Origin of the sequence: Nostoc sp. CHAB 5836 (genome assembly GCF_020829445.1) — a bacterium.
In the GTDB taxonomy this organism is placed as follows: Bacteria; Cyanobacteriota; Cyanobacteriia; order Cyanobacteriales; family Nostocaceae; genus Nostoc.
The window spans coordinates 71,394-83,532 of sequence record NZ_JAIVFV010000004.1; the positions used below are offsets into that span (position 1 = coordinate 71,394).

Below are 12,139 nucleotides of genomic sequence, written 5' to 3' on the forward strand. Positions count from 1 at the left end.
GAAAACTGGCAGTGGTTAACCCGGAAATACCGTCTTGGCGCAAAACAGTACAAAGCGAGATTGTAGCTGTTACCGTGTATGCTGACAGAGCATTGGTTACACGGCGGGGTGTAGTTGATTTAACAGGAATTGAACAGGAATTAGTAATTACCCCAGTTCCACTGACTTTAGAAACTGAGTCTGTCAGGGTTAGCGGTACAGGGACAGTAGGGGTGCGCTTGATGGGAGTTAGTAGCGATCGCATTTACGCTACTGAACCTGTAGGGGAGCGAGTAGCACATTTGACAAAGCAAATTCAGCAATTAGAAGCAGAAAAACGCCACCTGCAAGCCCAAGTGGATGCTTTAGCCTTGCAGTCTAGTTTTATCGCCGGCTTAGGTGAAAAAACAGAAGAACCCTTTTCACACAGTTTGTCTCGGAAAAATCTCAGCCTCAGCGAAACTTTAGATTTCTTAAACTTTCTCGGAAGCCAGTATAGTGAGTATGTGATCGCATCTGGAGAGTGCAAAACCCAACAGCAGGAATTAGACAAACAACTGCAAGCACTCTACACCTCATTGCAAAAAATCCAAACACCCCATCCCAAAGAGAATTTGAGCTTAGTTGTCGCCGTTGAAGTAGCGGGTGAAGGCGAATTTGAATTAGAACTATCCTACATAGTAAATCGCGCTAGTTGGACTCCCCTTTATGACTTGCGCTTTAGCACTACCAGCGATATTGTACATCTGAGCTACCTTGCAGAAATCACTCAAAGCACTGGCGAAGATTGGATTGGTGCAAATCTCACCCTTTCTACCGCCAAACCAGGATTAGGTACACTTCCACCCAAACTTGAACCTTGGTATATTGATACCCCACTTCCCCAAAGGGTGCGACAACGATTTGCTACCCAGCCACCACTACTACCTAGTATCGCAGAACCGCCTGCTTCTGCTGCCAGAGCAGATTGGGAAGAACAAGACGAAGTTGCAGAGGATAGTCTGATCTCAGCAGAAACCGTTACAGCAGAAGTATCCAAAGAAGGAAGTGTAGTTACCTTTAAACTGAAACTGAATAGTGGTGGTAACATTCCCAGTGATGGCACACCCCACAAAGTTACAATTTTCAACGATGATTATCCTTGTAGCTTTGATTATGTAGCAATGCCGCGCTTGGTAAGCTTTGCTTATCTACAAGCGAATGTGAAAAATAGTCCTCACGGTGCGACTTTGTTACCAGGAAAAGCGAATATTTTCCGCGACAACATTTTTGTTGGCACTACTGAGTTAGAGAATATTGCACCAGGGCAAGAATTCAAACTGAAGTTAGGAATTGACGAAAGTTTAAAAATTGAACGCGACTTAGTTGATCGGCTGGTAGATAAAAAATTAATTGGCAACCAGCGCCGCATTACTTATAGTTATCGGTTGATAATCACTAATTTACTCGACAAAGAAGTAAATCTGAAACTAACTGAACAATTACCAGTTAGTCGCAACGAGCAAATTAAAGTCCGCCTCAGTCGCAGCAGCCCGCAAATTCAACTTGGTGAAATGGGAATTTTACAATGGCTGTTAACTCTTCCAGCCCAAGAGCGACGAGAGATATATTACCAGTTTAACGTTGAATATCCGCCTGACTTAATGGTAGTTGGGTTAGATATTTAGGGGATTCTAAAATTTAATTCTTTTTCGGTCGTCCAACACTTGGCAATACTGGGCAGGTTTTGGCAAAAAAATAGGACTTACGCAAAAACTCTCTGAAACTCTTGTTCCTTTGCGTCCTTTGCGTCCTTCTCCCAGGGGGAGACGCACTCGCGTTTGCGGTTCGTTTTTTCATGATTTTGCGTAAGTCCTGAAAAATAAAAAATGTGTAGTTGGGTTGAGGAACGAAACCCAACGGAAGAGCGGGGTTTGTTGGGTAACGCATTGGCTCAACCCAACCTACAAATATAACCTCTACTGCTCACCTCTATTAAGCCTGCGATCGCTGATAAGTCAATCTTATAAAAACCATAAATCTTTTTTTGTCAAGTCCTGTTGACTATTTGTAACAAAGTTGTTATATTTAGTTACATAAGTAAACAAAGAAGAGAAAAAACTATGTACACCACCATTAACGAAGACGGCATTCTCAACAACTACGCAGCAGAACCCCAGATGTACTACGCTGAGTACCCAGCAATTTGGGAACAACGTAAATACGTCTTACAGGGTATTTTTGCAACTTTAATCGTCACCGCTTTAGTTTTGGTTGGTTTTAGCGTTAGCTAAGATCTTTTGACATCGGTATCGCTGTATCTCATCGCTAATCTCACTTCTCGACTTGACCTCGGCTAAATTAGCCGAGGTTTTTTGTGTTGTACGCGTCCCAAATGGTAGTGGTTGCGTTGTCAAATAACTTAACTTTTCACGTCATGTGGAAAAGCTAACGATTAACCTCCTTACCCTAGTCGGGAAGGGGGAAAATTCAAAGTCTCTCTCCTTTTAGGAGAGAGATTTAGAGAGAGGTTTTCCACATACCGTGAAAAGTCAGGTCAAATAACAGTGATCGCTCTTTATACAGCAATACGGTTCACAAAAGGGCTAAAACTCTTTTTCTTTAACGAACCGCAGAGGCGCAGAGGACACAGAGAGAAGAGAGAGAGAGAGGGAATAAATACTGAAACTAAGTGTATTTTTATACATTAGATTGCTTTAGGACTTAAAAAGCGAGGGAGTGATACTCCCTCGCATTAGCAAAATCGCTACAGCTTAACTAATTTTGAATGTTGAATTGAAGCTGTAATTTCTTTCGGTTAAAGGACAGCAGCAGAGAAAACAAAATCGTTTGCTGTGAGGCTAGTTAATATAATTCCAACTAATGAAGCTAACTCTGTATTTGCGGTTTTCACTAAGGTGTCACTACCCTGTTGCAATAGTGTCAGGGCACTAAACTCAGTAACACCAATACCGCCTATCCCGATTTTGTCAATGCCGATCGCCAAATCAGTGACAATGTTCTTGGTAGTTGGCAGACTGGCGTTAGCAATCCAGAATTGGTCAGCACCAGCACCGCCACTGAGGCGATTACCACCTGCTTGACCAGCAAATAGCATATCATCACCATTACCACCAAGCAGGAAATCATTAGCATTGGAAAAGAGTTTATCATCACCCGAACCACCGTAGAGACGGTTATTGTTACCTTGACTCTTGAGGGTGTCGTTTCCGGATCCACCCAGGGACAATTGACGAGTACCTTCAACTACTGTCAACGTATCATTACCTGCTGCCCCAAACAAATTATTACCACCATTGGCTTCAACTACGGTAAGTTCGTCATCACCAGCACCAGCATCAGCACTAGTGTTGTTAGCAGGGCCATTGGCGCCAATTAAAACTTGATCGTTACCGTCTCCTGTGGACACCGAGGAGTCACCACCGATCGCTACCGTGTCTTCACCATTCCCAGTCAGGATTGTGTTACCTTGACTACCCTCTACAAAATCTCCTCCGTTACCTGTGAATAAGGTTTGATTTGGCCCAACAGTAATATCATCACTGTTATTGGAGCCAAAGTTAATTTCTTCAGCTTTTGGCTGACCTAAACCAGGAGCAAGGTTAAGGGGCTTGTCCAACTTCAGCAGTAGAATTTCATTGTTGTCTATGACTGGATTCTGAGGATCATTCCCAGGACGACCTGTTGAGAAAGGATAATTGTTGTCATTAGCTACCAAAATGGTATTTTTGTCAATAACTAAAACATTTTCAATTGTGACAAATGGGAAGTCAAAGGTGGTTTTACCATCTCCATTCAGGTCGTTGGGGTCTTGGATGTTTAACAAGTCTGCAACTTGTTGCTTGGCTACATAGCCATTAGAGTCTGTTTTCGACAAGTCAATTTTGTAGATTCTCTTGAATTTAGCGGAGGTTCCCTGACCACCATCCCGTTCAATAACTAAGTACTCATGATCATTAATGACTGCTAGATCACCGATGGCATTTGCAGCATTATTCAATCGATAGTATAGCTTTTTATCAGTGTACTGGCGGCTGGCAATATCAAATTCGTTAATCCGCAAAGCACCAGCCGGGTCACCTTGAACCGTACCTTCTAGCAGCATATAAAGCTTGGTTTTGCTGGCGTTAATTGCTCCGCCCTCAAAACCTTTCGAGCCACCCAAGTTAGCAAAAGCATCTCCTGAAAGCACATCGGGATTTTGTGGCGATCGCACTAAGTTATTCTGAGGATCACTCAAGAAATCTCGTACTTTATCCCCTGTAGCTGGGAAGTCTGTAAATAGCGCATCTACGCCTAATTGAAAGAACTGCTGAAATTCTAGTTCGGGATTACCTTTGTAATCTGCTGCTAAATACTGGTCTTCATCGCGGAAGGTGTAGGGATGAACCTGTAAACCTGCATTATGAGCATCTCGAACTAGGGTAGTGGGAGATACCAAAGTTTTGTCAGCATCATTTACAGTGCCGTCGTTGTTGATATCATCTGCCAAGCCATCGTTATTAGCATCAGTACCTTTGACACTAACAATCATTCGTTTCCAAGGGCCAATACCATCAGCATAAGTGGCAATTTCAGCTAAACCCTGGGGAGTTCGTAAATCGCCATAGGTGCGAGGGTCATTACTGACTTCTAAATCATAAGGACGACTTTCTATGAGCGTACCATTTAGCTCAATTCCAGCTGCGTCTAGAAGTTGAATCAGTGGAATATCTACACCTGCATTAGGCATAATGCGATCGTGGAGATCCTTGAGATTACCGACTTCAAAGGATTGGATAAAGATCCGACTTGGATCCGTAAAGTTCTCAGCCTTGAGTGTATCGATCAGTATCTCACTGATGTTTCTGTTAATTTTTTCCGTCGTGCCTATATAGGTAGCTTCTGCGGCAAAATAGGTGGGATGCTTTGTTTCAGGATAAATGCCAATTTTTTTACCTGTCTCGGCTTCTACCTGCTTAACCAAGTCGATGATTTCTGCAAGAGTGGGAATCTCAAATTGACCATTGAAAGATTGGTCGCGGAAAGGTAAACGTTGGATCGCGCCTAAAGTCTTGATTTCTTCTAAAGTAAAGTCTTCAGCAAACCAACCTGTGATTTCAGTTCCATCTAGGCTGACAGTTTTCTGGCGATCGGCAAACTGTGGATACTTGGTAATATCGTAAACGTCTGTGGTTGTATTGCTGAGATTGACAGTGCCATCAGCATTCAAAATTGCCAAAGCAGGCTCATGGCGAGCAATCAACACGCCATCTTTTGTAACTACTAAGTCAGGCTCAATAAAGTCAGCACCATCTTCAATTGCCCGTTTGTACGCCTCCAGGGTATGCTCTGGAAGATCGCCACTAGCACCTCTGTGTCCAATGACTTTAGGTGCTTCTCCATCTAGAGTTTTGAATTGGTCAGGTGTAGCGATGGGAGCCTCTAATAACTTACCACTGGCATCAAAATGCAATAGGTAGGGGCCAAACTCGTCTCCGACCCAGATTGTCCCGTCTTGATCAAAGACGAATGATTCTACATCAAAATCTGCACCAGTCAGTAATCTTTCAGTAGTTTCCTCATTCACAATTTGGAAAGGAACTTTATTGTCAGGGTCAGACAATTGGATGTAGTCTAAAACTTTAACGCTACCGTCTCCATTTTCTCTCCCCTTAAAATTTGGGTCTAGACGATTGATCCGCAATAAAAAGTCTTGACTATTATCTTTGCTACCGTAACCATTATCTGACAAGAAATAGAAAGAGTTACTGTTAGCAAATTGGACACCACTAAAGCCCTGTATTGGCTGTCCTGGGAAAGGCCCGGTTCTACCATTGGCTGAAATTTTTTCACCAGAAGCTGGCCCATCACCATAGGTATCAGCAGGTAAAGAAGCAAAGCCTACTAACTCAATTGCCATAATTAATGTTGGTTGGGTATTTGGATTTCACTGCATTACAAGGTATTCAAGTTCTCTACTTGCATTACTTGTGGAAAAGATAAATCATGTTCTCAAGCTAGAAACCGGAATTACGGGTAAATTTAATAATTACAAAAATCTAGTTTGGGTAAGTCCGTTAAGTCTGATTTGGTCATCAACACTGAGAATACTTAATGAGTATGCAAAACTGAGATTCAGAATTTAAATTTGTCGATAGGAATTATGAGATGACTTAGCTCTAAAGATATTTTCATTAGAAGATTAAGAAAAGAATAAGCTAAACGCAAGAAATTATTAAAATCCACTTAGAGGTTGTTTGAAAAATCGTAAAAGCTGTTTGCCAAAGTCAATTTTTTTAACGAGCCGCATTCGCGAGTGGGTCTCGTTAGAGGATGTTTTAAAAGTCTAATTTATAGCGGTTCTCGCTTGGATGCAATACAGTTTGACCTCTCTCCAAACCTCTCTCCTAAAAGGAGAGAGGCTTTGAATATTACTCCCCTTCCCTTGTAGGGAAGGGGCTGGGGGTTAGGTCTGAACTGTATGTCAAAAATAAGAACCCCACCCCGCCAAAGCCACCCTTTGTCTCCCCTCCTCGCAAGCGGGGAGGGGTTGGGGGTGGGGTGTTAGTGACTTTTGCAAGAGGTCTACTAAGTCACGACACTAATAGAGAAAACAAAGTCATTTACTGTGAGGCTTATTGATGTAATTCCAATTAATAAAGCCAACTCTGTATTGCCGATTTTCACTAAGGTGTCACCACCCTGTTGCAATAGTGTCAGGGTACTAAACTGAGTAACACCAATACCGCCTAGCCCGATTTTGTCAATACCGATCGCCAAATCAGTTACAATGCTCTTGCTAGTTGGCAGACTGGCGTTAGCAATCCAGAATTGGTCAGTACCAGCACCACCACTCAGGCGATCGCTACCTTTTTGACCAGCAAATAGCACATCATCACCATCGCCACCAAATAGCCAATCATTGATATTAGAGAAGAGTTTGTCATCTCCAGAACCACCGTAGAGATAGTTATTGCTACCGCCACTGCTAAGGGTATCATTGCCTGAGCCACCAAATAATGATTGACGAGAACCTTTAATTACTGTGAGAGTATCATCACCGGTTGCCCCAAACAAATTATTACTACCACAAGCTTTCACTACCACAATCAGATCATCACCATTGCCACCATCAGCACTGGTATTTTTAGCCGAGCCATTTTGACCAATAAATATCTGATCATTACCGTGATTCCCAGATAGTGAAGAGTTACTCCCTCCAAGCACCGTGTCATCACCGTTTCCACCCACGATTGTGTTACCTTTTGCACCCTCTACAAAGTCTGCTCCATCACCTGCACTAAAGAATTGTCTTGGCTGAAGATTGACAGTATCACTGTTGCTAGAACCAAAACCCTTTGGGAAAGTAGGCTTTACAACTGTTAGGTTATTGGGTAATTCGAGAATGCCAAGTTTTTGAGCAGCCGTATTACCCGTAACATTGAAGTCATTGTCATTAATCAGGGCTAGAGTGTTGGGTGCTACCAGCGCTAGACCTTCCAGTTTTTCCACCCCCGTGTAACCCAACTGAGCAGCATTAGCAATTAAACTCTTGGTGACAGGGGTAATATTGGCAGCAGCTAACTCCGTAGAGGTAAGTTGTTCAATAGTTTTACCAACTGGCAAAGTAAAGTTAGCAGGGTTGTTGATGTTGGTCGCCCCGGCTAAATCAATTTGGTAAATTAGTTTATTACCAGCAGATGTACCATTGTCGTCTCGTTCAACGATCGCAAATTTGCCCTTACCCAAAGAGACTGCATCACCAATCTTATCGGTTGCCGGTAGACCTTCTAGGAGATATAAATACTCTCCTGTTACCTGCTTGGTGACAATATCAAACTCTAGAATCCGCAGGTTAAGAGAAGCTTTGGAAGTCGCATCATTGGCAACATCGGGATTATCGATGGCACTCTGAATAAAGGCATATAATTTATTACCTTCAAGTGCTACAGCTTCAAATCCCCGGTTATTGCGGCGTTGGGCATAAACTGCTGGTAATACCTCAGTGCCAAAAGTTCCAGATGGTTGATCTGGGTTGGGTGCTGTGGCAGTTCCTTGAGGGATAAAGCGGTCAATGAGTTTACCATTAACATCAAAGTGGTAAATTGCCGGACGATATTCATCTACCATCCAGTAATCACCATTTTTTGCAACGACAATTCCCTCGAGGTCAGCACCTAAAGGATCCTTAGGGAGAACATTGTTGTCTAAATCAACGGCAATTTCATCCGTGTAAGCCAAACCGTTGGCTACACCTTGCAAGTTAGGCAGTCCAGTTAATGGTGTCGTCCCATCTTGGCGGAATAATCCCGTTCTCTTGGTAATGCTGATTTCGCCCGTGGTGCGATTGAGTTCAAAACTAACTATTTCTGGCTGGAAGTTGGGTAAGAAAAATGGTCTGTTTGAACCATTAGAATCTCCATTGGGGCCACGGTCTGTGTTGGTGACCAATTTTAAGTTCCCATTTGCTGCAAACCCTTGGAAATACAATCCAGAGAAACCACCTAAGAAAATATCTTCACCTTTAGAGGTTGTGCCTAACTTAGGTAGGTTTTCAAATTCATAAATAGTCAGCTTGGGTTGAGCAACAGGATGACGTGGATCGTAACTAGTGGTATCAATAGTTAGAGAATTGGGGAAGGCATTGGCAATATTTTCCCAAGGTACGAGCTTGAAGTTAGAATTGATGTTCTCTTCTTCACCTTCATCGCTGACTATTTTGGCAGGTTCATTGGAGCCATCTTGAGTGACAAATAAACCAAATGGGAAGTTAGGCCCTAGTGGCAGGTTAATGACATCTGCACCATCTGACTCTTGTACGCTATCAATTGCCCCACTGTTACCAATAGCAAAGTTACCCACGTATTCGTTGTTACCTTCACGAGTGTAGGCAACAAAGGTGTTGTCACCTTGGCTAGATGCTAGCAAGTAGCCTGTGCCATTTTTGCCGTAGTAAATGGTCAATCCTTCTACGTCATCGGTGAGATAATTACCACCTAAATCTCTGACTTGATCAATTAGCTTACCAGTTGTGCCACCATTTGGTTCTGCTTGAAACTTCCAAATACCGACATTTTCCTGTCCGATGTAGAGGAAGCCAGTTTCCTGGTCTACTACCATACCCTCTGTTTGCGGATCGCCATCGCCAATTGTCGGTACAGTAAATTCTCGTACCCGTTCAATGCCAATTTTGCCATTACCTTGATCAATCAGTTTAAACTGAGCAACATCTCCGGTTTCTCGACGATTGGCAAAGACATAGTAATCATTGGTGATTGGGCTACGGTATAATGCCAGCCCGTAAGCACTCCGAGAAGATGAGGAATAAGGTTCTGAAAAAGGTGCTGCTTGGAAGAGGGTTCCCAGACTGCTGTCGGTAATATCTTCCAGGTAGTTACCGGGGGTGGTAGGGTTGGGATTAATTTTGAAGATTGCTAGTTGATCATTGCCGCGATCGCTAGCTACGGCAATATCAACAGATTGATTGCCTAATTTAAAACCGTATTGCAGGTCAATGTTGTTGTAGCGAATACCACCAGGATTAACTGTCTGTAACAAATTACCAGACAAATCATAAACCCGGAGTCCGGCATTTTTGACTGAGGTCAATACTAGGCTATCGGCAGCATTTGTGGCATTAACATAGATGGCAGGATCATCAGCATCAGCACGTTGATCCACCGGGAGTATTTCATCATCCAACAAATCAGGGCGGGTTTCTACTGTGGGTGCAGCAGTAGGAACTAAGTCTGCATCTAGAGTGAGAATTTGGGTAAATTGGCTCTGGTTGAAGTTGTTATCACTCACCAGCACAATGGATTGACGACCATCTGCTAGTTTGGGGCCAAAGGTAATACCTTCGATGTTATCTGTACCGTTAGGCAAGTTTAAGTCATTTAAATTTAACAGTAAGCGCTTTTGGGCGGGTGCAATTGTCCTTAGTTGTTGGGCACTTAAATTATTGAGAGAATCGTAGAAACTAATGTCTGTTGCACCTTGCAAAGAAATTTCGTAGATTTTGATGGTGTTGCCTACACCTTGTGCAAAGGAACGTTCTAAGGCCAGTAATGTGCCACGATTATCGATGGCGAGTAAATCCACTAAACCATTGTCAGCAAAACCTGTACTAGGGTTGGGCGGTTGGGCGATCGCATCTGTAATATAAAGGTATTCTTTTTCTGGTTGTCCAGTAACCAAATTGTATTGCAAAATTCGGGAACGGCTGCCACTGCTGAGTGAAGCCTTTAATCCATCTTGAGAAAGGGCGTTTTCGGTGGCGGTGAATAGGGTTTTCTGGTCGGGTGTGATGGTGAGGCTTTCAAATGCTAAGTTATTGTAAACACCTGATGTTTGCGTATCATTCCCATCGACAATACCATTGCCGTTGGTATCCTCAACTACTGGCAAAAACTTTCTGGGCACAAGTAGGGATCCTACTTCTTGCCCTGTGGTCAGCGAATACTCTTTAATAAAGGGATTGCTAACGCGACCTGTGCCAAGATTAACTTCACCCTCTGAAGAGATGAAAACAGTCCCATTCTTAGTTAAAGCAATACCTTCAGGGTCGATAGTGTTGATGGCAAAAAAGTTGCCGTTGGTATCTTTTAGGGGTGTGACATTGGTAAAAGTCACCTGGGTATCCGTAGTGAAAGTATAGAAGCGGGCAGGGCCAACTTGCGAGCGATCGTCTGAGATCGCGTAGTAGCGGTTGTTAACACCATCGTAAGTGACACCAGATAATCCGCCCACGGGAGTCTGTACCCCATTCACACTTCCCGCCACGCCAGCAGGAATAAAGCCAGTCACAAAAGTACCTTGTCTCAAAAATCCGATATTAGGAATGGTTTTACCTGGTTCCGTTGCGCCAGTTTGCACATCTGCGAACACCAAGCGATGGTCAGAACTGGGGAAGGGAAAAGTACCTACCAAGGGAAACGTCGAATCGGTATTTAGAGGCCAAAATACCCCAGAATTGGCAATTGTCAGGTCAGAGGAGGGTAGCACATAGTCAGTCCGTAGGTTTCCGGGAGCCGTGTCAGCAAAGTCGGCGGTGTCAAAGCTAGGATTACCCTTTTGCCTAGCGTTTGCACCACCTTGTAAATTTGCTTGTTGGGGGCCACCCAGACTACTAGGAATAACATTAGTATTAATACCAGGATTTTGCAACAATTGGCGAATAGCATTGTCAAAACTATCACCATCCAACGGATCTGCATTTTGATCACCGGCAATCACAAAGCTTGACCCAGAAGCAATACCACCTGTTTTCCCCTCGTCATCGTAAATGTAATTACCTTTACTAGGGGTAATATAGTCTGCCCAAAAACGGATCTCGTCGTGGTTGCGCTTACCATTGCGGTCTTCTGTCCCATCAAATACTGGGGGTGTGGGGTGGCTGGCGAGGACATGAATTGTCTCACCGTTCACCTGGATGGGGACATCCCAGTGACTTTTAGAAGAAAGCCGTAGAACTGCCAGTTCCTCCTCGGAATACCAATCATTTGCCTGTGGTGTTGTGGGATCATCAGGAAGCAAAGCATTGGGCATATCCTTCCAGAGGAAGTTTTGGAAGGTGCGGATGTTGGCAGTGTCAATGGGATATTTGGACAGCAGCAACATCCCGAATTGACCAGGGAAATTACCGAATCCCAAGGCATCATCGCCGTATCCGACTGCGCCCGGGGTTGTAACTGTTGTACCGTTGTTATTCAAGTCAAAGCCAGAGGCAATACCCGTGTTGGAAGAAGCGATATAGAAGTAGGGGTAGTCAACGGGAGTTGCACCATTTTGGCTGATGGCTAAATAATTTTGCCGGAATAGTTGAACGGCCTCTGGGGAGTAGTCAAACTCATTAATTAGCAGCACATCCGGGTTATTACGCTGGATGATTTCGGCGATCGCCTTTGCTTGAGCATTGCCCTGGGTAGACAGGTCGGTTACTAACCCAGATTCCGCGTTGCGATTTAGGGAAGCATTGAACTGAGAAAAGCGAATTGTGCTTGTAGTTACCATAGTTGAATTCTGAGATAGATTCCAGATATGAGACTGCTTTGAAAATTGGGAATGGGGATTTGTTGCGAAATCTCGGTTCCAAGTAGACATCTGGTGAAATTAAATATGCCTTACCCAGAACCCTTGTAGAGACGTAGCACTGCTACGTCTCTTTTTCACTATATTT

General features: G+C 43.6%; 4 protein-coding genes. 2 read left to right on the forward strand and 2 right to left on the reverse strand.

Translation table 11 applies throughout. The features are described from left to right. The first annotated feature begins 11 nt into the window (after positions 1-11). Positions 12-1,646, forward strand: coding sequence for a mucoidy inhibitor MuiA family protein (locus LC605_RS01800; RefSeq protein WP_229545868.1), 1,635 nt, complete (start codon positions 12-14; stop codon positions 1,644-1,646). A gap of 435 nt (positions 1,647-2,081) precedes the next feature. Continuing rightward, positions 2,082-2,252: a photosystem II assembly protein Psb34 gene (locus LC605_RS01805; RefSeq protein WP_229545869.1), complete on the forward strand. Its 171-nt coding sequence runs from the start codon at positions 2,082-2,084 to the stop codon at positions 2,250-2,252. 524 nt (positions 2,253-2,776) lie between these two features. Here LC605_RS01805 and LC605_RS01810 read toward each other — a convergent pair. Then, positions 2,777-5,884, reverse strand: a complete 3,108-nt coding sequence (locus LC605_RS01810; RefSeq protein WP_309143253.1) for an esterase-like activity of phytase family protein — start codon at positions 5,882-5,884, stop codon at positions 2,777-2,779. 665 nt (positions 5,885-6,549) lie between these two features. Next, complete coding sequence (locus tag LC605_RS01815) at positions 6,550-11,973, reverse strand: phytase (RefSeq protein ID WP_229545871.1); 5,424 nt, start codon at positions 11,971-11,973, stop codon at positions 6,550-6,552. Positions 11,974-12,139 lie beyond the last annotated feature (166 nt).

Excerpts from the sequence above, each read along its gene's own strand:
- LC605_RS01805 (WP_229545869.1), top strand. The coding sequence starts at position 2,082 with ATGTACACCACCATTAACGAAGACGGCATTCTCAACAACTACGCAGCA.
- LC605_RS01815 (WP_229545871.1), bottom strand. The coding sequence starts at position 11,973 with ATGGTAACTACAAGCACAATTCGCTTTTCTCAGTTCAATGCTTCCCTA.